Annotated in this window: 24 protein-coding genes; 4 read left to right on the forward strand and 20 right to left on the reverse strand. The window is 62.3% G+C overall.

The genetic code is table 11. The features are described 5' to 3' along the window. The first annotated feature begins 11 nt into the window (after positions 1-11). On the forward strand, positions 12-1241 hold the full coding sequence (locus ACIQUI_RS23495) for a nucleoside recognition domain-containing protein (RefSeq protein ID WP_403203086.1): 1230 nt from the start codon (positions 12-14) through the stop codon (positions 1239-1241). A 142-nt stretch (positions 1242-1383) separates the two neighbouring features. Here the strand turns inward: ACIQUI_RS23495 and ACIQUI_RS23500 are convergent, their stop codons facing one another. The 9 genes from ACIQUI_RS23500 to ACIQUI_RS23540 all read right to left on the reverse strand — a co-directional run bounded on the left by ACIQUI_RS23500 (position 1384) and on the right by ACIQUI_RS23540 (position 11711). Next, positions 1384-2001, reverse strand: coding sequence for an ABC-type transport auxiliary lipoprotein family protein (locus ACIQUI_RS23500; RefSeq protein WP_403203087.1), 618 nt, complete (start codon positions 1999-2001; stop codon positions 1384-1386). After that, positions 1998-2936: an MlaD family protein gene (locus ACIQUI_RS23505; RefSeq protein WP_403203088.1), complete on the reverse strand. Its 939-nt coding sequence runs from the start codon at positions 2934-2936 to the stop codon at positions 1998-2000. Before ACIQUI_RS23505 ends, ACIQUI_RS23500 begins: the two co-directional genes overlap by 4 nt. 3 nt (positions 2937-2939) lie before the next feature. After that, positions 2940-3731, reverse strand: a complete 792-nt coding sequence (locus tag ACIQUI_RS23510; RefSeq protein WP_403203089.1) for an ABC transporter ATP-binding protein — start codon at positions 3729-3731, stop codon at positions 2940-2942. Beyond that, the gene (locus ACIQUI_RS23515; protein WP_403203090.1) at positions 3728-4861 is read right to left on the reverse strand and encodes an ABC transporter permease; all 1134 of its coding nucleotides are present in this window, start codon (positions 4859-4861) and stop codon (positions 3728-3730) included. The genes ACIQUI_RS23510 and ACIQUI_RS23515 overlap by 4 nt, the downstream gene beginning before the upstream one ends. A 154-nt stretch (positions 4862-5015) precedes the next feature. Then, positions 5016-6038: a DUF5924 family protein gene (locus ACIQUI_RS23520; protein ID WP_403203091.1), complete on the reverse strand. Its 1023-nt coding sequence runs from the start codon at positions 6036-6038 to the stop codon at positions 5016-5018. A gap of 146 nt (positions 6039-6184) precedes the next feature. After that, positions 6185-7591 (reverse strand): M16 family metallopeptidase, encoded by a 1407-nt coding sequence (locus tag ACIQUI_RS23525; protein WP_403203092.1) that lies wholly within the window; start codon positions 7589-7591, stop codon positions 6185-6187. 30 nt (positions 7592-7621) lie between these two features. Then, positions 7622-9280, reverse strand: coding sequence for a Na/Pi cotransporter family protein (locus tag ACIQUI_RS23530; protein ID WP_403203093.1), 1659 nt, complete (start codon positions 9278-9280; stop codon positions 7622-7624). Positions 9281-9563: 283 nt separating this feature from the next. Then, the gene (locus ACIQUI_RS23535) at positions 9564-10334 is read right to left on the reverse strand and encodes a TerC family protein (RefSeq protein ID WP_391132017.1); all 771 of its coding nucleotides are present in this window, start codon (positions 10332-10334) and stop codon (positions 9564-9566) included. A gap of 69 nt (positions 10335-10403) precedes the next feature. Then, positions 10404-11711, reverse strand: coding sequence for a CitMHS family transporter (locus tag ACIQUI_RS23540; RefSeq protein ID WP_403203094.1), 1308 nt, complete (start codon positions 11709-11711; stop codon positions 10404-10406). A gap of 267 nt (positions 11712-11978) precedes the next feature. Here ACIQUI_RS23540 and ACIQUI_RS23545 point away from each other — a divergent pair, with 267 nt between their 5' ends. Continuing rightward, the gene (locus tag ACIQUI_RS23545; RefSeq protein ID WP_403203095.1) at positions 11979-12380 is read left to right on the forward strand and encodes a GFA family protein; all 402 of its coding nucleotides are present in this window, start codon (positions 11979-11981) and stop codon (positions 12378-12380) included. A 126-nt stretch (positions 12381-12506) separates the two neighbouring features. Here ACIQUI_RS23545 and ACIQUI_RS23550 read toward each other — a convergent pair whose 3' ends face one another. From ACIQUI_RS23550 to ACIQUI_RS23595, 10 genes are all read right to left on the reverse strand, one after another. Beyond that, the gene (locus tag ACIQUI_RS23550; RefSeq protein WP_403203096.1) at positions 12507-14462 is read right to left on the reverse strand and encodes a DUF4105 domain-containing protein; all 1956 of its coding nucleotides are present in this window, start codon (positions 14460-14462) and stop codon (positions 12507-12509) included. After that, positions 14459-14779, reverse strand: a complete 321-nt coding sequence (locus ACIQUI_RS23555; protein WP_110742426.1) for a DUF2388 domain-containing protein — start codon at positions 14777-14779, stop codon at positions 14459-14461. Before ACIQUI_RS23555 ends, ACIQUI_RS23550 begins: the two co-directional genes overlap by 4 nt. A 36-nt stretch (positions 14780-14815) precedes the next feature. Then, complete coding sequence (locus ACIQUI_RS23560) at positions 14816-15109, reverse strand: DUF2388 domain-containing protein (protein WP_403203097.1); 294 nt, start codon at positions 15107-15109, stop codon at positions 14816-14818. An 88-nt stretch (positions 15110-15197) separates the two neighbouring features. Continuing rightward, a complete protein-coding gene (locus ACIQUI_RS23565; protein WP_284357124.1) occupies positions 15198-15515 on the reverse strand; it encodes a DUF2388 domain-containing protein in 318 nt (105 codons plus the stop codon). Positions 15516-15819: 304 nt separating this feature from the next. Further along, positions 15820-16035: a DUF1127 domain-containing protein gene (locus tag ACIQUI_RS23570; protein WP_300027397.1), complete on the reverse strand. Its 216-nt coding sequence runs from the start codon at positions 16033-16035 to the stop codon at positions 15820-15822. Positions 16036-16471: 436 nt separating this feature from the next. After that, on the reverse strand, positions 16472-17965 hold the full coding sequence (locus ACIQUI_RS23575) for an acetyl-CoA hydrolase/transferase family protein (protein ID WP_403203098.1): 1494 nt from the start codon (positions 17963-17965) through the stop codon (positions 16472-16474). Positions 17966-18154: 189 nt separating this feature from the next. Continuing rightward, positions 18155-19606 carry an NAD(P)(+) transhydrogenase (Re/Si-specific) subunit beta gene (locus tag ACIQUI_RS23580; protein ID WP_403203099.1) on the reverse strand — a complete coding sequence of 484 codons (1452 nt, stop codon included), beginning with the start codon at positions 19604-19606 and terminating at the stop codon, positions 18155-18157. Between the two features lie 2 nt (positions 19607-19608). Next, positions 19609-19923, reverse strand: a complete 315-nt coding sequence (locus tag ACIQUI_RS23585; protein WP_016484308.1) for an NAD(P) transhydrogenase subunit alpha — start codon at positions 19921-19923, stop codon at positions 19609-19611. Positions 19924-19934: 11 nt separating this feature from the next. Further along, positions 19935-21056 carry a Re/Si-specific NAD(P)(+) transhydrogenase subunit alpha gene (locus ACIQUI_RS23590; RefSeq protein WP_403203100.1) on the reverse strand — a complete coding sequence of 374 codons (1122 nt, stop codon included), beginning with the start codon at positions 21054-21056 and terminating at the stop codon, positions 19935-19937. Positions 21057-21491: 435 nt separating this feature from the next. Beyond that, the gene (locus tag ACIQUI_RS23595) at positions 21492-22391 is read right to left on the reverse strand and encodes a LysR family transcriptional regulator (RefSeq protein WP_403203101.1); all 900 of its coding nucleotides are present in this window, start codon (positions 22389-22391) and stop codon (positions 21492-21494) included. Between the two features lie 161 nt (positions 22392-22552). Here ACIQUI_RS23595 and ACIQUI_RS23600 point away from each other — a divergent pair, with 161 nt between their 5' ends. Beyond that, the gene (locus ACIQUI_RS23600; protein ID WP_284357129.1) at positions 22553-23734 is read left to right on the forward strand and encodes an acyl-CoA dehydrogenase; all 1182 of its coding nucleotides are present in this window, start codon (positions 22553-22555) and stop codon (positions 23732-23734) included. Between the two features lie 14 nt (positions 23735-23748). Continuing rightward, positions 23749-24969: a CaiB/BaiF CoA transferase family protein gene (locus ACIQUI_RS23605; protein ID WP_403203102.1), complete on the forward strand. Its 1221-nt coding sequence runs from the start codon at positions 23749-23751 to the stop codon at positions 24967-24969. A gap of 65 nt (positions 24970-25034) precedes the next feature. Here ACIQUI_RS23605 and ACIQUI_RS23610 read toward each other — a convergent pair. After that, positions 25035-25240, reverse strand: a 206-nt coding sequence (locus tag ACIQUI_RS23610) for a hypothetical protein (RefSeq protein ID WP_403203103.1), incomplete at its 5' end; no start/stop codon positions are given.

Raw genomic sequence — 25240 nt, forward strand, 5'->3', positions numbered from 1 at the left:
GGAACACACGGATGCTCAACGGCCTTTGGCTCGGCTTTTTCCTGGTGGCGGCAGTGTCCGCCCTGGCCCAGTGGGTAGTGGGTGGCAATGCCGGGATCTTCGCGGCGATAGTCGAAAGCATCTTCGCCATGGCCAAGCTGTCGGTCGAGGTAATGGTGCTGCTGTTCGGCACGCTGACCCTGTGGCTGGGCTTTCTCAAGATCGCGGAAAAGGCCGGCATCGTCGAGTGGCTGGCCAAGGTGTTGGGCCCACTGTTCGCCCGCCTGATGCCGGAAGTGCCGCCTGGCCACCCTGCCCTGGGCCTGATCACCATGAACTTCGCCGCCAACGGCCTGGGCCTGGATAACGCGGCCACGCCGATTGGCCTGAAGGCCATGCGTGCGCTGCAGGAGCTGAACCCCAGCAGTACCACCGCCAGCAATGCGCAGATCCTGTTCCTGGTGCTCAACGCCTCGTCGCTGACGCTGCTGCCGGTAACCATCTTCATGTACCGGGCCCAGCAGGGCGCGCCAGACCCGACCATGGTGTTCCTGCCAATCCTGCTGGCTACCAGCGTCTCGACCCTGGTGGGCCTGCTGTCGGTGGCAGTCATGCAGCGCTTGCGACTGTGGGACCCGGTGGTGCTCGCCTATTTCATCCCCGGCGCTTTGCTGCTGGGCGGTTTCATGGCCTTCCTCGGCACCCTGTCGGCTGCCGCGCTGGCCAGCCTGTCGTCGATTTTGGGCAACCTCACGCTGTTCGGCGTGATCATGCTGTTCCTGGTGATTGGTGCCCTGAAGCGGGTCAAGGTGTATGAAGCCTTTGTCGAAGGCGCCAAGGAAGGCTTCGATGTCGCCAAGAACCTGCTGCCCTATCTGGTAGCGATGCTGGTGGCGGTCGGTGTGCTGCGCGCTTCTGGCGCCCTGGAACTGGCCCTGGACGGTATCCGCCATGCGGTGAACTGGATGGGCCTGGATACCCGCTTCGTCGAGGGCTTGCCCACCGCGCTGGTCAAGCCGTTCTCCGGCAGCGCAGCGCGGGCGATGCTGATCGAGACCATGCAGACTCAGGGCGTGGACAGTTTCCCCGCGCTGGTAGCGGCAACCATCCAGGGCAGTACCGAAACTACCTTCTACGTGCTGGCCGTGTACTTTGGCGCGGTGGGTATCCAGCGCGTGCGGCACGCGGTCGGTTGCGCACTGCTGGCCGAGTTCTCAGGCGTGGTTGCGGCGATCTTCGTCTGCTACTGGTTCTTCGCCTGACGCTGCCTCCTGTGGGAGCGGCCTTGCGTCGCGATTGGGGCGCGCAGCGGCCCTTGGGTTTCAGCGTTCATGCAAAAATTGCCGGGGCCGCTTTGCGGCCCTTTCGCGACACAAGGCCGCTCCCACAAAGGCGAGTATGCCCTCAGTTAGCGGCAGGCTTGCCCGCCTGGGCAATCGTCCACCCTACCACCTGCCCGCTCAGCTGATCACACGCCTGACCAAACCCGGCTACCACCGCTGACACTTGCTTGTCAGCCAACGGCTGGCGGATCTCGAAGCGCTTGCTGGCGAGGATGCGCTGGGTGCGGCCCTGAACCAGGCGCGCGTCATAGCGAATCACCACCTCCACCGCGCCGCCCGGGCGGTATTCACTCTGGAAAGCTTGTAGCTCGCCAGCCAGCTCGTAGTCGGCCTGCAGGTTGCTGTCGTCGGCGCTCAGGCGCTGTACCTGGCCATCGCGCTGGAAACCATCGAGCAGGCGGTTGCGCAGCAGCACCGGGGCGGCATCGCTCCAGCGTGCACCTTTGTAGCTGCTGACCACATCGCCCTGGGGAATCACGGCAATGCGCGGGCCGGCCAATACTTCACTGGCCAGCGGCTTGTTCAGCCGCAGTGACCAGTCCAGTGGCGCTGCCGTGCGGCTGGGCTGGTTCACCGGCAGGCGATAGAGGTCGACGGGTTCGCTTTTGGGCAGGATCGAGCAAGCACTGACCAGGCTCAGCGAGGCTGCCAGGGCCAACAGGCGCAGCGACGGTTTCATGGCTGGAACTCCTTGTTGTTGTCGCGGCCGAGCAGATAGCCGCTCGGGTCGGCCTCCAGTTGCCGGGAAATGCCCTTGAGGGCGTTAAGGGTTTCGCGCAGTTCGCGAATGGCAGGTGTGAGTTGGTTCAGGCCCTGGGCGCCGTCGCCAATGGCCTCGCTGTTGTTTTTCAGCAGATAGTTGATGGTGGCAGTGCTTTCGGCCAGCGACTGCATGGCCTGCTCGGCGCTGCCGATCGCCTGTTTGCCTTCGCTGCCCAGCAGGCCGTTGGCATTGCGCATCAGCGCCTGGGTTTCGGCCAGGGTGGCGCTGGCCTGCTTGCCCACCTGCACCAGTTGCTCGATGGCCTCGGCGATACTGCCGTGCTGGCCGGCGAATGCTCCGGTGGTCTTGTCGAGGTTGGCCAGGGTGCTGCTGAGGTGGCCAATGTTGTCCTCGGAGAACATCTGGTTGGCGTTGTGCAGCAGCAAGTTGATGTTGGTGACGAGGTCGCTGCTGTCGTTAAGCAGGCGCGAGATCGGCGACGGCGAGGCGATGATCACCGGTAGCTTGCCGTCCTTGCCCTTGAGTTCGGGGCTTTGCGGGGTGCCGCCGCTGAGCTGGATGAACGAGTTGCCGGTCACGCCGGCCAGGGTCAGCTTGGCCTGGGTATCTTCCTTCACCGGGGTGTCGCCGCTCAGGCGCACCCGGGCCAGTACCCGGCGCGGGTCGTTCGGGTCCAGGCGCAGGGTGGACACATCGCCCACCTTGATGCCGTTGTACTGCACCGGGCTGCCGCGTGACAGGCCGGAAACGGCTTCGTTGAACACCACCTCGTAATCCTTGAAGGCGTCATCGACACTGGACTTGGTCAGCCATAGGCCAAACAGCATGGCACCCGCCACCACCAGAACGGTGACAAGGCCTATGAGAACGTGATGGGCTCGGGTTTCCATTGCTCAGCGCTCCTGCCCGGCACGGCTGGCGGCCTGTTCGGCTGCGCGCCCGCGTGGGCCATGAAAGTATTCTTTGATCCAGGCGTCGTTGGTCTGCTCGACCTCGGCCAGCGGGCCGGCTACCAGGACCTTTTTCTGCGACAGCACCGCGATGCGGTCGGTGATGGTGTACAGGGTGTCGAGGTCGTGGGTGATGAGGAACACCGACAGGCCCAGGGCATCGCGCAGGGTCAGGATCAACTGGTCGAATGCGGCGGCGCCGATCGGGTCCAGGCCGGCGGTGGGCTCGTCGAGGAACAGGATGTCCGGGTCCAGTGCCAGGGCGCGGGCCAGCGCCGCACGCTTGATCATGCCTCCCGAAAGCGAGGACGGGTACTTGTCGGCGGCGGATATAGGCAGCCCGGCCAAGGCCAGCTTCACGCCGGCCAGGTGCTCGGCATCGGCGCGCGACAGCCCGGCGTGCTCGATCAACGGCAAGGCGACGTTTTCGGTCACCGTCAACGAAGAGAACAGCGCGCCCTTCTGAAACAGCACGCCAAAGCGCCGTTCGACCAGCGAGCGCTGTTCTTCGCGCAGGCCCGCAAGGTCCTGGCCGAACACCTTGATCAGCCCTTCATTGGGCCGGCGCAGGCCGATAATACTGCGCAGCAGTACCGACTTGCCGCTGCCCGAACCACCGACCACAGCCAGGATTTCGCCTCGGTACAGGTCCAGGTCCAGGTTTTCATGCACCACCTGGCGGCCGAAGCGGTTGCAGATACCACGGGCTTCGATCACGTTTTCCCGATCAGTCACCAGCCCATCTCCATGAAGAACAGGGCGGCCACGGCGTCCAGCACGATGACCACGAAAATCGACTGCACCACCGCCGAGGTGGTGTGTGCGCCCACCGATTCGGCGCTACCGCTGACCTTGAAGCCTTCGAGGCAGCCGATGGCGGCGATCAGGAAGGCGAAGAATGGCGCCTTGGCCAGGCCCACCAGGAAGTGCTGCACGCCAATGTCGCTTTGCAGCAGCGACAGGAACATGGCCGGCGAGATGTCCAGTGACAGGGCGCAGACCACTGCACCGCCAACGATGCCGCAGATCATCGCGATGAAGGTGAGCAAGGGCAGCGAAATCAGCAGTGCCAGTACCCTTGGCACCACCAGCAGCTCCATGGGGTTCAGGCCCAGTGTGCGGATGGCGTCGATTTCCTCGTTGGCCTTCATCGAGCCGACCTGCGCGGTGAACGCGCTGGCAGTGCGGCCGGCCATGAGAATGGCTGTGAGCAGTACGGCGAACTCGCGCAGGAATGAGAACGCCACCAGATCGACGGTGAAAATGGTCGCGCCGAACGCGGCCAGCACCGTGGCACCGAGAAACGCCACCACAGCGCCGACCAGGAAGGTCAGCAAGGCGACGATGGGGGCGGCGTCCAGGCCGGTCTGTTCGATGTGTGCCACCACCGGGGTGAGGCGCCAGCGGTGTGGCGTCAGGGCGCGGCGCAGCAGGGTTTCGAGGATGACACCGATGAAACCGAGCAGCTGCATGGAGTCTTGCCACAGGGTGCCGACGGCGCGGCCGATGCGCTCCAGTAGCATCAGCAGTACGTTGCGCTCGGGCTCCTTGACCGGGATGCAATAGTCCTGGACCGAACAATAGACGTTCTTGAGCAGTGCGCGGCTGGCGTCGGGCAGGTCCTCGGTACAGTGCGACAAACGTTCGGAACCAAGCAGCTCGGCCAGCAGTGAAGCCCCTGCGGTGTCCAGGCGGCCCAGTTGGCTTAGGTCGGCGACGGTGTCGGCAGTAAATTGCGCGCGCAGAGGCTCGCTCTCGCGCTTGAGGCTGGCGTAGTGCGCCAGGGTCCAGTCACCGGTTATGCGCAGGCAGGCCGGTTGGCGACTGGCGTCCAGGGTGGCGCTGGGGGTGGTCGTAGGCTCCATGCAACTGACTCGGCGCTAAGGCTTAGGGGCTGATCATAGCGCAGCGGGCATGGGCTGTTTGGTGATTATGTGCTGTGTATTGATGCCCCGGGGGCCGCTTTGCGGCCCATCGCGACACAAGGCCGCTCCTACAGGTGATCGCGTACCCTTTCATTTACTGCGCTGGGGTGTCGTCGACAACTGTGAAGCGCAGCACGCCAATCACCTGGCCATCTTCGGTCAGCACCCTCACCTGCCACTTGCCCACCGGGTTTGGCGGGAAGTTCTGCTTGTGGGTCCAGGCGCGGTAGCCTTCCTTGCGCCCGCCATGGATATCCAGGGCAATGCGGTCGACCTCTTTACCGTCCTTTTGCCACACATGGTAGATCCGTTCGTTCAGGCCGCGTGGTGCGTTGATGGCGGTATAGGCGTACAGGCCGCTGCTGCGGATGCGGCTGGCGGCGATTTCGTCCAGCGACTCGCCTGGCTGGCGGTTGATGACTTCGGTACTTACCGCTACGTCGGTCATCCACAAGGTTGCCGGTGGCACCCACGAACGCAGCAGCCAGCCGCCAGCACCGACCGACAGGGTAACCAGCACCAGGGCCACGCCACGCCGCCAGGTGTTGATCGGGAAGCTGCTGGCCAGGCTGGGGAACGACAAAACCATGGCTGCAATCAGCGCCAGCTTGAAGCTTTGTGCAGTGGTCAGGTGCAGGATGATCGGCAACGCGGTCAGTAGGGCCGCGAACAGCGTCAGGGTATGCAGCGCTAGGAACAGCCAGCGGCGCGGGGCCAGCCACTTGTAGTACAGCGGGTCGGTGATCGAGATCAGGCCCGCTGCCCCCAGCAAACCGGTGAACACCAGCTGGCCGCTGTTCCAGGTGGTGGTGATGAAGAAGAACGGCAGCACGAAGAACAGCGTTTCCTGGTGGATCATCTGGGTCGCGTAGCGCAGCAGCGGCTGCGGGATTTCGCGGTTGAAGGTACGCGCGAACAGGCCGGTGAGGGTGTTTTCCAGCATCAGCCAGACCCAGCTGACCAGCATCAGGATGGCGACCCAGCTGGCCAGGCCAGCCTGGCGGTCGACCAGGATGAAGCTGCCGATGCCGGAGAGGAAACCGCCGAGCGCGATGATGCCGGGGTAGCGTTTGAGCAGTTCGATGATGCGCAGGGCGACTTGGGGAATTTGGGGCATTGGGGGCTACAACAGGGAGGAATGGGGTGGCTGTGCCGGCCTCTTCGCGGGCATGCCCGCTCCCACAGGGTTCGGTGTTAACGCGATCATTGTGGGAGCGGGCGAGCCCGCGAAAGGGCCGGTAATGGCAAAAGGATACCGCCGATTCACCGCTGCCGTGTAGCACCACTCGGCCGTTCAGGCCCATGCCGGCGCCAGCGCAGCAACCCCGCCGCCAGAATCAGCCCCACCAGCAAGGCGACCAGCCCGTATAGCTCGTCATAACCCAGCAGCGGCTTCTCGATCCGTACATATCCGTCTTCCTTGAGCAGCGCCTTCAACGCCTCATTCGCCTGCTCCAGGCTGACCTGGCGCAGCTTGCGCACCGGGTTGGCAAAGCGTCCGTCGGTATAGTCGTTCAGCGCCCCCCAGTAGTAGTCGGCCAGGGCGCTGTTGCCTTGGGTGCTCCAGCTTTCCTTGGCCGCGCTGGCGTTCTTGATGCGGGCAAAGGTGTCCGGGTCGAGGCCTTCCTTGCGCAGGTGGTCGAACAAGCCCTGCATCACTTCGACCGCCTTGTCGATGTCATCACGCTCCAGGTCGGCATTGAGGCTGAGCAGGCCTGTGTCGCCAAAGCTCTCGCGGTGTACCGAAGGGCCGTAGGACAGCCCGTTGCGCAGGCGTAGCTGGTCGTACAATGCCCAGTCCAGATACCGCGACAGCAGGTCGAGGGTGGCCTGGTGGTCGTTGTCCAACACGGGCTCGATGAACAGCCAGTGCAGCTTGACGCTGTCGCCCAACCAGCCACGGGTCAGGTCGCGACGATGCTCGGCCTGTTGGGTGATGCTCTCCAGGTCGCGGCGTTCTTCCGGTTCGGTGGCGGGTAGCTCGCCAAACGTGCGCTCCAGGTAGGCGGGCAGCAGGCGGTCGAGGCCACCGACCATGATCAGGGTCATGTTGTTGGCGGCGTACCAGTGGTCGCGCAAGGCCTGTACCTGCTCCAGGGTCATGTCGTCGATGTTGGAGCGCTCAGGGCATTTCAGGCCCAGTTCGGTCGCCAGCTGGTCGCTGGCCGGGTGGCCGATGTCCTGACGGTCAAGCCAGCGTTGCAGGTGACCATAGTGGCCGCCATCCTCGCGTTCGATGATGCGCTTGGCGGTGGCGAGGGCCTTGGCGTCGATACGGGTGTCGCGGACGACTGCCAGTAGCAGGTCGAGTACTTTGCGCTGGTTGCGCGCCGGGGCCTCGATGACGAAGGTGGTGTCGGCGCTGCTGGTGTAGGCATTCCACTCGCCACCCAGCGATTGCAGGCGCTCTTCCAGGCCACCCTCGCCGGTTTCGTCGATGCCGCTGAACAGCAAGTGTTCCAGCAGGTGCGGCAGCTCTTTCTGCTCGCAATCGAAGTCGTCCAGGCCCACCCCGACCACCAGGCGGATCGCCACATGGTCGCTTTCGTAGCCGTTTTTCAGGATGACCTGCAGCCCGTTGGGCAACAGGTAGCCCTCGACCCGAGAGCGGTCGAGGGCCAATGAGGGCAGGCTGCAGATCAGCAGGCAAACGAACATCAGGCAACGCATGGGCGAGCTTGGGTCCTCAGGTACGCGAAATCACGGCAGGCGGGCTTCGTCCGGCACGCTGTCGAGCATCAGCCCGCCGGTGTCCGAACCGCCCAGTACCACATAGGCACTGCTGCAGAACAAAGAGTTCAACCGCTTCATGTCGGCGATCAGCTCCAAGTGTAGCGAACTGGTCTCGATACTTTGCACCACCTTACGCTGCAGGCGGCTGACATGGGCGTGCGCCAGGCGCCGTTCCTGGGCGCGAAAACGGCGCTTTTCCCGCAGCAGCAAACGGGCGCTTTCCGGGTCGGCACTAAGGAACACCGACAGGCCCAGGCGCAGGTTCGCCAGTAATTGCTCTTGCAGGCCGGTCAATTCTTCGAGGCCCGTCTGGGAAAATTCCCGGCGCTGGCTGGTCTTCTGCTGCTGGACCTTGCGCAGCATGCGTTCAATCAGGTCGCAGGCCAGTTTGAGGTTGATTGCCAGCTCGATGATCTCGGCCCAGCGGCGATTGTCCTGCTCGCTGAGGTCTTCGCGCGACATCTGCGCCAGGTACAGCTTGATCGCGCTGTACAAGGCTTCGGCGTCTTCGTCCAGGGCGCGGACCTGCTGTGGCAAGGCCGTTTGTGTACCGCGCAGCGCGCCGAGCATGGCTTCGAGCAGGCTGTCGACGATATCGCCAAGCCGCAAGGTTTCGCGGCAGGCGTTGGCCAGGGCCAGTGTGGGCGTTTCCAGGGCCGAGGCATCGAGGTGGCGTGGGCGGATCTGGCCATTGCCGTTTTCCCGCTCGGGAAGCAGGGTGTTGCACAGCCGGCCCATGAGTTTGACCGTAGGCAGCATGAGCAGGCAGCGCAGCGTGTTGTAGAGCAGGTGGAAGCCGATTACCAGCTCTTGCGGGCTGAAGCTGAGGGAGTCCATCCACTCCACCAATGGGTGCAGCGCAGGGATGATCAACAGCAGGCCGATCAGCTTGTAGAGCAAGCTGCCCAACGCCACCCGGCGCCCGGCAGTGTTCTGCATGCTGGTACTGATGAAGGCCAGCAACCCGCTACCGATGTTGGCGCCGACCACCAGGCCGATCGCCACTGGCAGGCTGATGACCTCGGCACCGGCCAATGTCGCGGTGAGCAGCACGGCAGCCAGGCTGGAATAGGAAATCATGGCGAACATGGCGCCGACCAGGGCGTCGAGCATGATGTCGCCGGTCAGCGAAGCGAACAGCACTTTCACGCCCTGTGCGTGGGTGATCGGCGCAGCTGCCTGCACGATCAGCTCCAGTGCCAGGATGATCAGGCCAAGGCCGATACCTACACGGCCCAGCTGGCCAGCCCGAGTCTGCTTGCGCGAGAGGAAGAAGATCACGCCCAGGAAGATCAGTAGCGGTGAAAGCCACGACAGGTCGAAGGTGAGCACCCGTGCCATCAGCGCGGTACCCACGTCGGCACCGAGCATGATCGCCAGGGCCGGGGTCATGGCCATCAGGCCCTGGCCAACGAAGGATGTGACCAGCATGGCGGTGGCGTTACTGCTCTGCACCATGGCTGTGACCAGGATGCCGGCGATGAACGCCAGCGGGCGCTTGTCCATGTTCTGGCTGATGATGCGCCGCAGGTTCGAGCCGAACACCCGGAGAATGCCGGTACGCACGATATGGGTGCCCCAGACCAGAAGCGTCACGGCCGAGAGCAGGTTGAGCAGGGTCAGCATGGCGAAGGCCCCCTGTTGTACAGGCCCAGCGGGCCAAGGGAAGAAACGTGAGCGTTTGAATAGTTTTCAGTGCTCACTCAAAGCTTTAGTTGTTTTGCGCAGCTGTTGCCAGCTTCGCATGGTGGTTATCTATTTGAAACACATGGGAGATGAATGATTTCTGTGCGGGCCTCTTCGCGGGCTTGCCCGCTCCCACAGGAACTGTACTCCGGCGCAGCGAATGGCAACCTTCGGGCATGAAAAAGGGCCCCGAAGGGCCCTCGCTGTCCTGCACTCCCTGATCTTACTGACCCGGAATGTCCTTGCGCAGTTTCACCGGGTCATGCTCTTTGCCTTCCTTGCGGGCCGCGGCGGTGCGCATGCGGATGTTGATCGCCTCTACCGCCAGCGAGAATGCCATGGCGAAGTAGACGTAGCCTTTCGGTACGTGCACATCGAAAGCCTCGGCGATCAGTACGGTACCGACCACGATCAGGAACGACAGGGCGAGCATCTTCAGCGACGGGTGTTTGTCGATGAAATTGCTGATGGCACCGGCGCACAGCATCATCACCAGTACGGCGACAACGATGGCGGCGATCATCACCGGTACGTGGGAAACCATACCCACCGCAGTGATCACCGAGTCCAGCGAGAACACGATGTCGATGATGGCGATCTGGATGATGGTGTAGAAGAACTTGCCGCCCGCGCCTTTCGGCTCGTCCGGGTTCTCGTCTTCACCTTCCAGGCCGTGGTAGATCTCCTGCGAGCTTTTCCACAGCAGGAACAGGCCACCGAAGAACAGGATCAGGTCCCGCCCGGAGATGCCTTGGCCGAATACCACGAACAGGTCGGCGGTAAGGCGCATGACCCAGGTAATCGACAGCAGCAGCATGATGCGGGTGACCATGGCCAGGGCCAGGCCGAAGATCCGGGTGCGCGGCTGCATGTGCTTGGGCATGCGGCTGACCAGGATCGAGATCATGATGATGTTGTCGATACCGAGGACGATCTCAAGCGCGGTAAGGGTAAAAAAGGCAACCCAGATTTCCGGGCTGGTCAGCCATTCCATGTAATTTCCTTCGAGCGGTAATGGCAACGCGCCCCGGTCAGGGCGCGTCGCGTAGGTGATACGTATTTATTAAAGACTACTGAACAGCGGGAAAATCCCCATCAGCAGCGCGGCAAACATTATGCACAGGCATACCAACACTGCCCACTTGAGCGTGAAGCGCTGATGGTCGCCGAACTCGATACCGGCCAGGGCCACCAGCAGGTAGGTGGAAGGTACCAACGGGCTGAGCAGGTGCACCGGCTGGCCGACGATCGAGGCACGGGCCATTTCCACCGGGGTGATGCCGTAGTGGCTGGCGGCTTCGGCCAGCACCGGCAGTACGCCGTAGTAGAAGGCATCGTTGGACATGAAGAAGGTGAACGGCATGCTCACGATGGCGGTGATTACCGCCAGGTACGGGCCCAGCGCTTCGGGGATGACTGCCAGCAGGCTCTTGGACATGGCGTCGACCATGCCGGTGCCCGACAGGATGCCGGTGAAGATGCCGGCGGCGAAGATCAACCCGGTCACGGCCAGCACGCTGCCGGCGTGGGCGGCGATGCGGTCCTTCTGCTGTTGCAGGCATGGGTAGTTGACGATCATGGCGATGCTGAAGGCGATCATGAACAGCACCGGCAGCGGCAGCAGGCCCATGATCAGCGCGACCATCAGGGCCGCGGTGAGCGCGCCGTTGAAGTACAGCAGCTTGGGCCGGCGAGCTTCCGGGTATTGCGAGACGGTGATTTCGCTGTGGTCGATGTCGTCGGTAGGCAGGTGCAGCTCGCCCAGGCGGGCACGTTCACGTTTGCCGTACAGGTAGGCAATGCCCAGGATCGCCAGCACGCCGAACAGCATGGCCGGGATCATCGGTACGAAGATGTCCGACGGGTCGACGTGCAGGGCACTGGCGGCGCGAGCGGTCGGGCCACCCCATGGGGTCATGTTCATCACCCCGCCGGCCAGGATGATCAGGCCGGCCATGATCCGCGGGCTCATCCCCAGGCGGCTGTACATAGGCAGCATGGCGGCGCAGCAGATCATGTAGGTGGTAGCGCCGTCGCCGTCGAGCGAGACCACCAGGGCCAGTACGGCGGTACCGACCGACACCTTGAGCGGGTCGCCCTTGACCAGCTTGAGGATCTTGCGCACGGCCGGGTCGAACAGGCCGGAGTCGATCATCAGGGCGAAATAGAGGATGGCGAACATCAGCATCACGCCGGTAGGCGCAAGCTTGCTGATGCCTTCGAGCATCATGGGGCCGATCTTGGCGGAGAAACCGCCGAACAGGGCGAACAGGATCGGTACCAGGATCAGCGCGATCAAGGCCGACAGGCGCTTGGTCATGATCAGGTACATGAAGGTGATGACCATGGCAAAGCCGAGGAAGGTCAGCATGGCAATACTCCAGGCGTGGCGCGGCGAAAGGAAAGTCGATTCGGGCGGATCAGCGCGTCAGGCGCTGCGCGGGGAGCATGCGGAGAGGGACTGCAGGAAGGCGGGCACAGGAATACATCAGAATCACCATTGTTGTTGTTGATTGGGCCGGGCGCGGTGTTTACCGGGTGCCCTGGCTGACCGGTCTTGTGCCGGTAGTGGGGGCTATCCTATGAGGGCAAGCTTTCAGCCAGCTTTCGCTGAAGCAAAGGCGATGGGAGGTAGGTGATGCAGGATGTAACCGAAGGAGGCTGCCATTGTGGCGCCCTGCGCTATCGCCTGGCGGGCGATTTGACGGATATCGCCCACTGCCATTGTTCGATCTGTCGACGGGTCAGCGGTGGGTTGGTGGTGACCTGGCTGACCCTGCCCGGTTCAGGCTTTCAGTGGCTGGCGGGTGAGCCGAACTGTTATGTGGCGCCGGCCAGTTGCAGCCGGTACTTCTGTGGGCAGTGCGGGGCGCATGTGGCGTTGGTGACCACGCACAGCCCGGAGACCATCGATGTGACGGTCGCGACGCTGGATCACCCGGAGCGGGTCAGGGCCAACCGGCATATCTGGGTGGGCAGCCGGTTGCCCTGGTTGCACCTGGATGAGGATTTGCCTTCGCAGGCAGAGGAAGACCTGTAGGCGTCGTGCTGTCTGTACGGGCCTCTTCGCGGGCAAGCCCGCTCCCACAGGTACGGCGCAGATCTCAAGGGCGGTGTAGATCCTGTGGGAGCGGGCTTGCCCGCGAAGAGGCCGGGCCTGCAAACATCACAACTGCAGGCCACCGGCAGCCTTGTGCAGCGCCCGCAAATGCTCGCCTATCTGCTTCACATTGGCCTCGACCGCGGCAATCTCCCTGGCCCGTGACGGCTCCAGCAGCGCCCTCACCTCTTTGTCCAGGCTGGTGCTCAGGCGCAACAACTGTGCCTGGCGTTCGCTGCTCACCTGCTCAAGGTGCTTACGCTCCTCGGGTTGCGGCAGCCCATAGCCCTTGGCATCCAGCAACTCTGCCGGGCGGCTGAGGAAGCCGCTGTTGGCGAGCATCTGCTTGAGGGTTGCATCCGCCTTGCTGACGCTGCCGTCTTTCAATGCCGCAGCGTTCAGGTAGCGCTGCTTGACCTCGTCCTGTGCCAGCAGCAGTTGCCTGCGCAAGCTGGCCTGCTCGAGTAGCAGCAATGCGGCACTGGTGCGCAGGTCGGCCTTGGCGAACCACGGGCGGCGTTGTTCGGCATCCAGAGCCAGCCAGTCCTCGACCAGGGCCTGCCTGATCGGCAGCTGCTTCCTCAGTACTTCGAACATGGCCTGGTAGCGGTCACGGTAGGAATCGAAGCGGTAGCCCAGCCGTAAGGCCTCGCGCGGGTCGTCGAGCACGCTGGTGTCGGCCAGCCCCCTGCCCTTGAGCACCGCCAGCAAGCCGTTGGGCATGATGCTGTCGAGGTCGTTGAGGCGCGGGTTGGCGGTTCCGCTGCGCAGCAATTTCAACGATTCCACGGCGCAGTTGTTGGACAGGAACCAGTAGTTGCCGTCATAGCTCCAATGCATCTCGGCGGCCTGGCGCACCAGGTTTTCGATTTCGCTGCGGTTGAGCCTTAAAGGCACCGAGGCCAGGCTACGCAGTTCAGTCTTGGTGTATTCGTCGATCACCTGGCTCAGCGGCAGTACGAATAGCCGCGACGGGTAGTTGCCGACCAGCCCGTCCCAACTGGACAGCTGCACATCGTTGACGAAGGCGCGGTACGACAGCACCAGGCTTTGGTCGAGGTCCAGGCGGCAGTCCGGCCCGCGTGGGCGGCCCGGCTTGCAGATCACCAGGCGCAACATGCTGTGGCCCCAGCGGCTGACCAGGTTCTGGTTGGCTTCGGCCAGCAAGTAGTCCACTTCGTAGACCCGCTCAGGGTCGATTTCCCCCAGCGGCTGGCGGGCAAAGTCGCTACCGGCATTGATGAACGGCAGGCCTTTGGCGCAGGTGTCCTGTTGGGGTGCCCAGCCGAAGTGCTCGCGCAAATACTGGTTCAGCGCCGGGCGACGGCAGCCGTAGCTCGGGTCGAGGAGAAAATACTCCATGTTGACCGCGACGTACTCCTTGGGGCTGCTCAGTTCATAACTGTCGGGGCTGCGCACGAACTGGCCATTGTGCTGCTCGCGCTCGCCGCGCCGGCCCACGTACTGTTGCCAGCCGGCCAGGTCGAGCAAACGCGGGTCGTCGCTGAGGGTGAAGCGGCGTTCGGCCTGGCCGCGGCACTGCTCGGGCAGGCCGATCTTGCCCAGCGTGCCTTGCTGGCGTTTGCAGCGGGCAATCAGCGAGTTTTCGGCGGCGGGCCACAAGCGGGCCCGGTCGTAGATATGGGTGAGCTCGTGCAGCACCGTGGCCAGCAGCTCTTCTCGCACCGTGCCATGTGGCCGGCCGGTACGCTCGGTGGCGGCGCTGCCATCGGTGAGGCCCGGAAGCAGGCGGCGGTTGAGTTCAAGGGTGGACACCAGCGATGCCTGGCCATAGGCATCGGCCGGCATGCTGTCGCTCCAGCTGACCCGCACGCGGCGGTCCAGCTGTTGCTTGAATCGAGGGGGGAGCTTGCTCAGGGCCTCATCAAGCAGGGCCTGGCTGGCTTGGGACTGTTGAGAGTCCAGGCCGGATGCCTGCAGCTGAAGCTGCAGGTCGGCCAATACGGGTGTGCCGGGCAGCGTCAGGGCGCAGCCGAGCAGCCAGGCACGCACGCTTTTCACAGCGCGAGGATGGCTTCGGCCAGTACCTGGTCGCTGGCGCCGCGTGCTTCTGGCACGCGCTCACGCAGGGTGTTGAAGGCCGACTCGAGTTGCGCGCCGCGGATGTCACCGTTGCTGGCGACGAAGCTGGCAGCGTCGTCATGGGCTTCGCGCACCACTTTGGAGTCGCGAATCGAGGTGGTGGTGTCTGAGGTAAAGTCGATCGAGCGGCCAAAGGCACGCACGATGATGTTGCTGGTGGCCACCAGGGTCTGTGCCTGGGCCAGGTCGGCCAGCAGCAGCATGCCGAGGGTAGCGGCAATCAGCGGTTTACGCATGGAGCATCTCCGAAAAATACAGGGAGTCGGGTGTAGTTATTGGACGAGAATTGCCTGCGCCAGTTCCAGATCGCCGACGGCGAGCCGTGCACAATTGTGGCGTAATGATTCCAGTGCAGCCTCCAGCCGCACGCCGCGGATCTGGCCGTCGCTGGCTACAAACACAGCAGCATCGTCGCGGGCCTGGCGGACCAGCTTGCGATCGAAGGGCGCGGTGGTGACCTGACTGGTGGCATAGCCTGAGATGACCAGGCCTTGCGTGGTGGTATCCATGGCATGGGCGCTGGCCATGCCTGCAACGGAAAACAGCAGCGGCAACAGATAACGCATGGGCTCTACAACAGCTGGGAACGTGGGCGGTTAAGGTGGGTGCGGCTGTGCGGGTGGTAGCCCGCACAGCTGAACGGCTCAGCCGGGATCAGAGCGCCAGGATGGCCTGGGCCAGCTGTGCATCGCTGGCCTGCAGGGCCGGCATTTGCGAGCGGATGTGCAGGAAAGCGCTTTCCAGCTTGGCACCACGGATGTCGCCCTGGCTGCCAACGAAGCTGGCGGCGTCGTCACGGGCGGCCTGCACGATCTTGTCGTCTTTGAACGAAGAGGAGATATCGGAAGTGGCATCGGTGGACGCAGCCACCGCGCCTACCACGGCGTCAGTGGTGACAACGAAGCTGGTGGCGTTTGCGGTGCCGGCCAGGCTCAGCATCAGGGCGGCGCCAATCAGGTATTTACGGGACATGATGGTGGACTCCTGGACTAGGGGCGGGTGGTTCTGATTATCGGACGCTCATACGGCTCGTCGCGGTACGTTTGATAGCGGCTTTCTACAGGCTATTAAGCCAAGCGTATCACGCGCCGTTGTTTGTGGAAGTTAATGAACGGCGCGCCAATAAACTGTACCTGTCAATTTTATAAATCAAAAAACTGTACATGTTGGCCCGCAAGCGGCTCTAGCACGCGACCTGGAAACAAAAAACCCGTTGCAGTCACCTGCAACGGGTTTTGAGAATTCGCGGTGCCAGCCGAAGCCGGCAAGCCGGTGCTTAGCGCCAGAAAGGCTTGCTCAGCTCTTCGTAGCGCTGCGACTCGCTGATGCCCGCGTCGGCCAGCAGGCGCGCGTCCAGGCGAGCCAGTTGACGGCGGCTGGCCATGCGACGCTGCCACAGCAGCAGAGTGGACAATGCGCGCAGTGGCATCGAAGAGTTGGATTGCTGGGCGTTGCTTTCAAAGACCAGACCGGAACTGAGGGTACGTTCCATGATGCTTCATCCTTCCGCTTATGGCGGGATTAGGTAGTGATTTAACTGATGCCAATGATCCTCCTCTCTTGTCCAGAACAGTAGATACAGTTCAGGTGAAAGAGGATGGCTCAGTTAACTGTGTAACCCTACTGTTGCACTCGAAAATGGCGCAACTGTACTGGTCTGCACTCTAATGGTGCGTTTTGGCTTTAGGAAAGGGATTCATGGAGCGGGGAACTGTGAAATTGCCGGTACAGTAGTACAGTTTATGCAAGCTATTGGCCGCAAGGTGTTCTGATTGCAGGATTTGACTGTTATGGCCCTTTCGCGGGCTTGCCCGCTCGCACAGGTAAAGCACTCCCTTTTAGGGTTGCACATGACCTGTGGGAGCGGGCAAGCCCGCGAAGAGGCCGGAACAGCAGAAGCAGGGCTGCTGTTCCTTGCTACAGCTGGATTAACCCGCCAGCATGCGCCCGGTTTCTTCCAGGTTTTCGTGCCAGCTCAGCGCTTCACGCAGGATGTGCGGGGTGTGGCCGCCACGCTGGCAGGCGCGATCGAAGTAATCGTTCAGCGCAGCGCGGTAATCCGGGTGCACACAGTTGTCGATGATCGCCCGCGCGCGCTCGCGCGGTGCCAGGCCACGCAGGTCGGCCAGGCCCTGTTCGGTGACCAGGATGTCCACGTCATGCTCGGTGTGGTCGACATGGCTGACCATCGGCACCACGCTGGAAATCGCACCGCCCTTGGCAATCGACTTGGTGACGAACACCGCCAGGTGGGCGTTGCGGGCAAAGTCACCCGAGCCACCGATGCCGTTCATCATCCTGGTGCCACACACGTGGGTGGAGTTGACGTTGCCGTAGATATCGAACTCCAGCGCGGTGTTGATACCAATGATGCCTAAGCGACGTACCACTTCCGGGTGGTTGGAGATTTCTTGCGGGCGCAGCACCAGCTTGTCCTTGTAGCGCTCCAGGTTGCCGAACACGTCGGCGTTACGGCGGCTGGACAAAGTGATCGAGCTGCCCGAAGCGAAGCTGAGCTTGCCGGCGTCGATCAGGTCGAAGGTGGAATCCTGCAGTACTTCGGAGTACATGGTCAGGTCTTCGAAAGGCGACTCGATCAGGCCGCACATCACCGCGTTGGCAATGCTGCCGATACCCGCCTGCAGCGGGCCGAGCTTGTTGGTCATGCGGCCAGCTTCGACTTCTTTCTTGAGGAAGTTGATCAGGTGGTCGGCAATGCCCTGGGTTTCGTCATCCGGTGGCAGTACGGTGGACGGCGAGTCTGGCTGGTCGCTGATGACGATGCCGACGATCTTGGCCGGGTCGATCGGGATGGCGGTGCTGCCGATATGGTCGTCGACCTTGACCAGCGGGATTGGCGTGCGGGTCGGGCGGTAGGTCGGAATATAAATGTCGTGCAGGCCTTCGAGGTTGGGGTTGTGCGAGAGGTTGATCTCGACAATCACCTGCTTGGCGAAGATCGCGAAGCTGGCCGAGTTGCCCACCGAAGTGGTTGGCACGATGTGGCCTTGCTCGGTGATGGCCACCGCTTCGATGACGGCGATGTCCGGCAGCTTCAGCTGCTGGTTGCGCAGTTGTTCGACGGTTTCCGACAGGTGCTGGTCGATGAACATCACCTTGCCGTCGTTGATGGCCTTGCGCAGGGTGCTGTCGACCTGGAACGGCATGCGGCGGGCCAGCACGCCGGCCTCGGTCAGTTGCTTGTCCAGGTCGTTGCCCAGGCTGGCGCCGGTCATCAGGCTGATTTTCAGTGGCGACTGCTTGGCACGTTCGGCCAGTGCATGCGGTACGGCCTTGGCTTCGCCGGCGCGGGTGAAACCGCTCATGCCGACGGTCATGCCGTCCTCGATCAGACCAGCGGCATCAGCCGCACTCATTACCTTGCTGTGCAGGGAGGACAAGCGGATACGATCACGGTACATGGATTGTTATCTCGGGCTACTGAAACTACTGCAGCGCAGTCTAGAGATTTCGCCCAGTGCCGTCCCACGACCATGGTCGTATGAGAAGCCATGCAGTAGAGCCGTTGATCTGGATCATTGAAAAGCAAAAGCCCCGGGAGAGATCTCGCCGGGGCCTTCTATATAACGCACGGTTTTTAGCGAAAAGCCTTACTCGACCGCTTTGACCATATCTTCGATGACCTTCTTCGCGTCGCCGAACACCATCATGGTCTTGTCCAGGTAGAACAGTTCGTTGTCCAGGCCGGCATAGCCGCTGGCCATGGAGCGCTTGTTGACGATGATGGTCTTGGCCTTGAACGCTTCGAGGATCGGCATGCCGGCAATCGGAGACTTGGGATCGTTCTTCGCCGCCGGGTTGACCACGTCGTTTGCGCCCAGTACCAGCACCACGTCGGCCTGACCGAACTCGGCGTTGATGTCTTCCATCTCGAACACCTGGTCGTAGGGCACTTCGGCTTCGGCCAGCAGCACGTTCATGTGCCCGGGCATGCGCCCCGCCACCGGGTGGATCGCGTACTTCACGGTCACCCCGTTGTGGGTCAGCTTCTCGGTCAGTTCCTTCAGCGCGTGCTGGGCACGGGCTACTGCCAGGCCGTAACCCGGCACGATGATCACGCTGTCGGCATTGCTCAGCAGGAAGGTGGCATCGTCGGCCGAGCCGGACTTCACCGGGCGCTGCTCCTTCGAGCCTTGCGCGGCGCCCGCATCGCTGTCACCGCCGAAGCCGCCGAGGATGACGTTGAAGAACGAACGGTTCATCGCCTTGCACATGATGTACGAGAGGATGGCACCAGACGAGCCGACCAGGGAACCGGCGATGATCAGCATCGAGTTGTTCAGCGAGAAGCCGATACCGGCAGCTGCCCAGCCCGAATAGCTGTTGAGCATCGACACCACCACGGGCATGTCGGCGCCACCGATCGGAATAATGATCAGCACGCCCATGATGAAGGCCAGCACCAGCATCAGGGTGAATGCACTGTAGTGACCGGTGAAGGTGAACAGCAGGCCCAGGGCGATGGTGGTGAGGCCAAGGATCAGGTTCAGCTTGTGCTGGCCGGCGAACTGTACCGGTGCGCCCTGGAACAGGCGGAACTTGTATTTGCCCGACAGCTTGCCGAAGGCGATGACCGAACCGGAGAAGGTAATGGCACCGATGGCGGCACCGAGGAACAGTTCCAGGCGGTTGCCGGTAGGGATCGGGTCGCTGATGGCCGCCACGATGCCCATCGACTGCGGCTCCAGCACGGCGGCGATGGCGATGAACACGGCAGCCAGGCCGATCATGCTGTGCATGAAGGCGACCAGCTCTGGCATCTTGGTCATCTCGACGCGCTTGGCCATGATCGAACCAGCGGTACCGCCGACCAGCAGGCCGACGATCACGTAGCCGATGCCGGTAGTCGCCCCGCCGTTGCCAACAGAGAGCGCGGCGAGCTTATAGATGAGGCCCACCGTCGTGAGGATGGCGATCCCCATGCCGATCATGCCGAACAGGTTGCCGCGCCGCGAGGTGGTCGGGTGCGACAGGCCCTTGAGCGCCTGGATAAAGCAGATCGAGGCGACCAGGTACAGAAGTGTTACCAGATTCATGCTCATGCTTACTTCTGCCCCTCGTTCTTGGCTTTCTTCTTGAACATCTCAAGCATGCGGCGGGTGACCAGGAAGCCACCAAACACATTGACCGCAGCCAGGGCCACGGCGAGCGTACCCATCAGTTTGCCGGCCGGGGTCACGGTAAGTGCAGCGGCCAGCATGGCGCCGACGATCACGATGGCAGAGATGGCGTTGGTCACGGCCATCAGCGGCGTGTGCAGCGCCGGCGTGACGTTCCACACCACGTGGTAGCCCACATAGATGGCCAGCACGAAGATGATCAGGTTGTAGATGCCGTGGGAAATCAGCATGTCTTCCATTGTCGTGCTCCTTAGCCGTTCTTGCGGACGACTTGACCATCACGGCACATGAGGCAGGCCGCGACGATATCGTCTTCGAGGTTGATGACCAGTGCGCCGTCCTTGTCGAACAGCAGCTTCATGAAGTCCAGCAGGTTGCGTGCGTACAGCGCCGAGGCATCGGCACCCACCTGCGCCGGCAGGTTGGTCGGGCCGACGATGGTCACGCCGTTCTCCTGCACCACCTGATCAGCAACAGTCAGCGGGCAGTTGCCCCCCTGGGCTGCGGCAAGGTCGATGACCACCGAACCGGGTTTCATCTGCGCGACGGTTTCGGCGCTGAGCAAGGTCGGGGCCTTGCGGCCGGGGATCAGTGCGGTGGTGATGACGATATCGGCCTGCCTGGCGCGCTCGTGCACGGCCTGGGCCTGGCGCTGCATCCAGCTGGCCGGCATCGGGCGGGCATAACCGCCAACGCCTTCGGCGCACTCGCGTTCTTCATCGGTCTCGTAGGGCACATCGATGAACTTGGCGCCCAGCGACTCGATCTGCTCTTTCACGGCAGGGCGCACGTCGGACGCTTCGATCACCGCACCCAGGCGCTTGGCCGTGGCGATGGCCTGCAGGCCGGCAACGCCTGCCCCCAGGATCAGCACGCGCGCAGCCTTCACGGTACCGGCAGCGGTCATCAGCATGGGCATGAAGCGTGGGTAGTAGTGGGCAGCCAGCAACACGGCCTTGTAACCGGCGATGTTGGCCTGTGACGACAACACGTCCAGGCTTTGCGCCCGCGACGTCCGCGGCGCGGCTTCCAGGGCGAAGGCCGTGATGCCGCGCTCGGCCATCTTGCCGATCAGTTCGCCGTTGAAGGGGTTGAGCATGCCCACCAGGAGGCTGCCACTGTTGATCAGGGCCAGTTCCTGGTCGTTGGGGGCGACCACTTTGAGCACCAACTGGGCGCCGTAGGCATCGGCTGCGTTCCCGAGGGAAGCGCCCACGGCCTCATAGGCACTGTCCGGAATGCTGGCGTTGAGCCCTGCCCCCCGTTGGACGGTGACCTGATGGCCCTGGCCAATCAGTTTCTTGATGGTTTCCGGGGTCGCAGCGACCCTTGTCTCACCGGTCTGCGTCTCGAGAGGAACACCAATGTGCACGACTTATTCTCCTGCGGTGACCTTTTGTCTTTGTATGAGCCAGCACACTTCGGATGGTGCGCTGGGGCGGCTGTGGAGCGCCGACCCGCCGAATCCCGGGCGGGCGAAGCATTTTGCAGACGAACCCAGGGGCCTTCAACCGGTTCTGGAGCGAAACGAAGTTAAAACTACAAGTCACCCTGTGACCGCTTGTCGCAGCAATAAGGCTCCAGCCCGTCAAACATGGGCTATTGGCAGATTAGGAGAAAAAATCAAAAATTTTTCGGTCAATTCGCTCAGGGCACGGTGAATGTCGCAAAATAACCCGCAAAGCCGCGTGGTTAGCAGGGTTAAAGGGTATTTTCGGCTTGCATAACAGTTTATGCAAATGCGACAAATACATATATCTGTAGGTGTTTAAAATAATTGACTACAGAGTCAATTTGTCGCACTTGTTCATGTTGAAGCGGTGTAGGCCTGGGCCTGGCCTACCAGCCAGTCGCGGAAGGCGCGCAACGAGGCCGACTCTACCTTGCGTTCCGGAATCATCAGATAGTAGGCCTTGTCGCTACTGAGGGCGTGTCTGTTAGCGACCACCAACCTACCCTCCTCCAACTCGCGCTGGATCAGGAACGGTGGAATCAGCGCGATTCCCATTTCATGCATGGCTGCCTGGGCGAGCATCGAGAATAGTTCATAACGAGGGCCTGTCATGTCGCGTTCCACATTCATTCCCAGGCTGCCGAACCATTGCCGCCAGGCGTAAGGGCGCGTGCTCTGCTGTAGCAGGGGTAGTTGAGCAATACGCTGTGCTTCAAGCGCGCCCTGCCCGGCCAGCAGCGCCGGGCTGCACACGGGTACCGGGTTTTCTCCCATCAGCCGGTGCGACTGGGTACCGGACCAGTCGGCATCGCCGAAATAGATAGCAGCATCGAAGGCGGTGTCGGCAAACAGGAATGGCCGTGTGCGGTTGGTAAGGTTGACCGTGACCTCCGGGTGGCTTTGCTGGAAGCCCTTGAGGCGCGGTAGCAGCCATTGCGTGCCGAAGGTCGGCACCACTGCCAGCTCGATCACGCTGGCGCCCTGCTGGCCCATTACCGACAGGGTGTCGCGCTCCACGGCGTCCAGTTGGGCAGCAACCTGGCGGCTGTAGGAGAGGCCGGCTTCGGTCAGCTTCACGCCGCGGCGCGAGCGGCGGAACAGTTCCACATTGAGAAAAGCCTCGAGGCCGCCAATCTGTCGACAAACGGCGCCTTGGGTCAGGGCAAGCTCCTGGGCGGCTTTGGTAAAGCTCTCGTTGCGTGCTGCTGCCTCGAAGCAAACCAGGGCGGCAGTACTGGGGATCTTGCGGCGCATGTACGTCAACCTCACTCGTAAGGCTGTCAATATGGCGTTTTGCCGATTTACGAAGTGACAAAATATCACTGATTGGTGCGCAATCCTCGTTTGTCCCGGCAGCCGATCAGGCCTAGGCTCAAAGGCACAAGAAACTACCCCCTATTTCGAGGATTTCGCTCATGGCCGGTAAAGCAAGCTTCAACTGGATCGACCCGCTGCTGCTGGACCAGCAGCTCACTGAAGAAGAGCGCATGGTGCGAGACAGCGCTTATCAGTTCGCCCAGGACAAGCTCGCCCCGCGTGTGCTCGAAGCCTTCCGTCACGAGCAGACCGACCCGGCGATCTTCCGCGAGATGGGTGAGATCGGCCTGCTGGGTGCAACCATTCCCGAGCAGTATGGTGGCAGCGGCCTGAACTACGTGTGCTACGGCCTGATCGCCCGCGAGGTGGAGCGTATCGACTCGGGGTACCGTTCGATGATGAGCGTGCAGTCGTCGCTGGTGATGGTGCCGATCAACGAATTCGGTACCGAAGCACAGAAGCAGAAGTACCTGCCCAAGTTGGCCAGTGGCGAGTGGATCGGTTGCTTCGGCCTTACCGAGCCTAACCATGGCTCCGACCCGGGGTCGATGATTACCCGTGCCAGGAAGGTTGACGGCGGTTATCGCCTGACCGGTAGCAAGATGTGGATCACCAATAGCCCGATCGCTGATGTGTTCGTGGTCTGGGCCAAGGACGATGCGGGTGATATCCGTGGCTTTGTCCTGGAAAAGGGCTGGCAGGGCCTGAGTGCCCCGGCGATTCATGGCAAGGTTGGCCTGCGCGCCTCCATTACCGGTGAAATCGTCATGGACAATGTGTTCGTGCCAGAGGAGAACATCTTCCCGGATGTGCGCGGCCTCAAAGGGCCGTTCACCTGCCTCAACTCAGCCCGCTATGGCATCTCGTGGGGGGCGCTGGGCGCCGCCGAAGCCTGCTGGCACACCGCGCGTCAGTACACCCTGGACCGTCAGCAGTTCGGCCGCCCTCTGGCTGCCAACCAATTGATCCAGAAGAAGCTGGCCGACATGCAGACCGAAATCACCCTGGCACTGCAAGGCTGCCTGCGCCTGGGGCGTATGAAGGATGAAGGTACTGCGGCAGTGGAAATTACTTCGATCATGAAGCGCAACTCCTGCGGCAAGGCGCTGGATATTGCCCGCATGGCGCGCGACATGCTGGGGGGCAACGGTATCTCCGATGAGTTCGGTGTGGCCCGTCACCTGGTCAACCTGGAGGTGGTCAACACCTATGAAGGCACTCACGACGTGCATGCGCTGATCCTGGGGCGTGCGCAGACCGGTATCCAGGCCTTCTATTAATAAGGAGCCAGCCCATGGGCGCGCTATCACATCTGCGGGTGCTGGACCTTTCGCGCGTGTTGGCCGGCCCATGGGCTGGTCAGATTCTCGCTGACCTGGGCGCTGACGTGATCAAGGTCGAGCGCCCGGGCAGTGGTGACGATACCCGCGCATGGGGGCCGCCCTTCCTCAAGGATGCGGCAGGAGAGAACACCAGCGAGGCGGCTTACTACCTGTCGGCCAACCGTAACAAGCGCTCGGTGACCATCGACTTCACCCAGCCTGAAGGGCAACGCCTGGTGCGCGAGCTGGCAGCGAAGTCCGATATCGTCATCGAGAACTTCAAGGTGGGTGGGCTGGCGGCCTATGGGCTGGACTACCACAGCCTCAAGGCGATCAACCCCAAGCTTATATACTGCTCCATCACCGGCTTTGGCCAGACGGGGCCGTATGCCAAGCGTGCCGGGTATGACTTCATGATTCAGGGGCTGGGTGGGCTGATGAGCCTTACCGGTCGCCCGGAGGGTGAGGAAGGTGCAGGGCCGGTCAAGGTAGGTGTGGCGCTTACCGACATTCTCACCGGGCTGTACTCCACGGTGGCCATGCTTGCTGCTCTGGCCCATCGGCAGCAGACCGGAGTGGGGCAGCATGTCGACATGGCGCTGCTTGATGTGCAGGTGGCCTGCCTGGCGAACCAGGCCATGAACTACCTGACTACAGGCAGCCCGCCTCGCCGTCTGGGCAATGCACATCCTAATATCGTGCCTTATCAGGATTTTCCGACGGCGGATGGCGACTTCATACTCACAGTGGGGAACGATGGCCAGTTCCGCAAATTCGCAGAGGTGGCCGGGCAGCCGCAATGGGCGGACGACCCGCGCTTTGCTACTAACAAGTTGCGTGTGGCCAACCGGGCTGAACTGATTCCACTGATCCGCCAGGCCACGGTCTTCAAGACAACAGCCGAATGGGTTAGCCAGTTGGAAGCTGCCGGCGTGCCGTGCGGGCCTATCAATGATCTGGCGCAGATGTTCCAGGATCCCCAGGTGTTGGCGCGTGGGCTGGCGGTGAATATTCCACATCCGTTGGCGAGCAGCGTGCCGCAGGTGGCGAGCCCGATACGGTTGTCGGAGACTCCGGTGGAGTATCGTCGGGCGCCGCCGCTGCTGGGCGAGCACACTGAGGTGGTGCTCGAGCAGGTATTGGGGCTGGAAGCAGGTGAGATGCAGCGCTTGCGCGATGCAGGCGTGCTCTAGATGCGCATGGTGGTATCGAGAAGCGGGGCGGCCGTCAGGCCGCCCCGCTTTGCTTTTCAGCGATATTAAAGTTTCTTGAAATTAAAGGTTGACGCGCTTTCGAATCCCCTTATAATGCGCCCCACTTCCAGCGACAACGGAACGAAAAACTCCTTGAAATTCAATGAGTTAGGTAGTTCGGAAGGTGCTGAAAGGGCTACGATCGAATGATCGCAAGCGGTTAAGATGGTGGTTGACAGCGCTTCTAAACGCTGTATGATTCGCCTCCCGC

This window comes from Pseudomonas sp. NPDC090592 (assembly GCF_044769185.1).
Taxonomy (GTDB): domain Bacteria; phylum Pseudomonadota; class Gammaproteobacteria; order Pseudomonadales; family Pseudomonadaceae; genus Aquipseudomonas.

Excerpts from the sequence above, each read along its gene's own strand:
- ACIQUI_RS23575 (WP_403203098.1), bottom strand. The coding sequence starts at position 17,965 with ATGTACCGTGATCGTATCCGCTTGTCCTCCCTGCACAGCAAGGTAATG.
- ACIQUI_RS23525 (WP_403203092.1), bottom strand. The coding sequence starts at position 7,591 with ATGCGTTGCCTGATGTTCGTTTGCCTGCTGATCTGCAGCCTGCCCTCA.
- ACIQUI_RS23560 (WP_403203097.1), bottom strand. The coding sequence starts at position 15,109 with ATGCGTTATCTGTTGCCGCTGCTGTTTTCCGTTGCAGGCATGGCCAGC.
- ACIQUI_RS23500 (WP_403203087.1), bottom strand. The coding sequence starts at position 2,001 with ATGAAACCGTCGCTGCGCCTGTTGGCCCTGGCAGCCTCGCTGAGCCTG.
- ACIQUI_RS23555 (WP_110742426.1), bottom strand. The coding sequence starts at position 14,779 with ATGCGTAAACCGCTGATTGCCGCTACCCTCGGCATGCTGCTGCTGGCC.
- ACIQUI_RS23565 (WP_284357124.1), bottom strand. The coding sequence starts at position 15,515 with ATGTCCCGTAAATACCTGATTGGCGCCGCCCTGATGCTGAGCCTGGCC.
- ACIQUI_RS23595 (WP_403203101.1), bottom strand. The coding sequence starts at position 22,391 with ATGCGCCGCAAGATCCCCAGTACTGCCGCCCTGGTTTGCTTCGAGGCA.
- ACIQUI_RS23505 (WP_403203088.1), bottom strand. The coding sequence starts at position 2,936 with ATGGAAACCCGAGCCCATCACGTTCTCATAGGCCTTGTCACCGTTCTG.
- ACIQUI_RS23585 (WP_016484308.1), bottom strand. The coding sequence starts at position 19,923 with ATGGAAGACATGCTGATTTCCCACGGCATCTACAACCTGATCATCTTC.
- ACIQUI_RS23540 (WP_403203094.1), bottom strand. The coding sequence starts at position 11,711 with ATGCTGACCTTCCTCGGCTTTGCCATGGTCATCACCTTCATGTACCTG.
- ACIQUI_RS23545 (WP_403203095.1), top strand. The coding sequence starts at position 11,979 with ATGCAGGATGTAACCGAAGGAGGCTGCCATTGTGGCGCCCTGCGCTAT.
- ACIQUI_RS23605 (WP_403203102.1), top strand. The coding sequence starts at position 23,749 with ATGGGCGCGCTATCACATCTGCGGGTGCTGGACCTTTCGCGCGTGTTG.
- ACIQUI_RS23580 (WP_403203099.1), bottom strand. The coding sequence starts at position 19,606 with ATGAGCATGAATCTGGTAACACTTCTGTACCTGGTCGCCTCGATCTGC.
- ACIQUI_RS23570 (WP_300027397.1), bottom strand. The coding sequence starts at position 16,035 with ATGGAACGTACCCTCAGTTCCGGTCTGGTCTTTGAAAGCAACGCCCAG.
- ACIQUI_RS23530 (WP_403203093.1), bottom strand. The coding sequence starts at position 9,280 with ATGCTGACCCTGCTCAACCTGCTCTCGGCCGTGACGCTTCTGGTCTGG.
- ACIQUI_RS23495 (WP_403203086.1), top strand. The coding sequence starts at position 12 with ATGCTCAACGGCCTTTGGCTCGGCTTTTTCCTGGTGGCGGCAGTGTCC.
- ACIQUI_RS23535 (WP_391132017.1), bottom strand. The coding sequence starts at position 10,334 with ATGGAATGGCTGACCAGCCCGGAAATCTGGGTTGCCTTTTTTACCCTT.
- ACIQUI_RS23520 (WP_403203091.1), bottom strand. The coding sequence starts at position 6,038 with ATGCCCCAAATTCCCCAAGTCGCCCTGCGCATCATCGAACTGCTCAAA.
- ACIQUI_RS23515 (WP_403203090.1), bottom strand. The coding sequence starts at position 4,861 with ATGGAGCCTACGACCACCCCCAGCGCCACCCTGGACGCCAGTCGCCAA.
- ACIQUI_RS23600 (WP_284357129.1), top strand. The coding sequence starts at position 22,553 with ATGGCCGGTAAAGCAAGCTTCAACTGGATCGACCCGCTGCTGCTGGAC.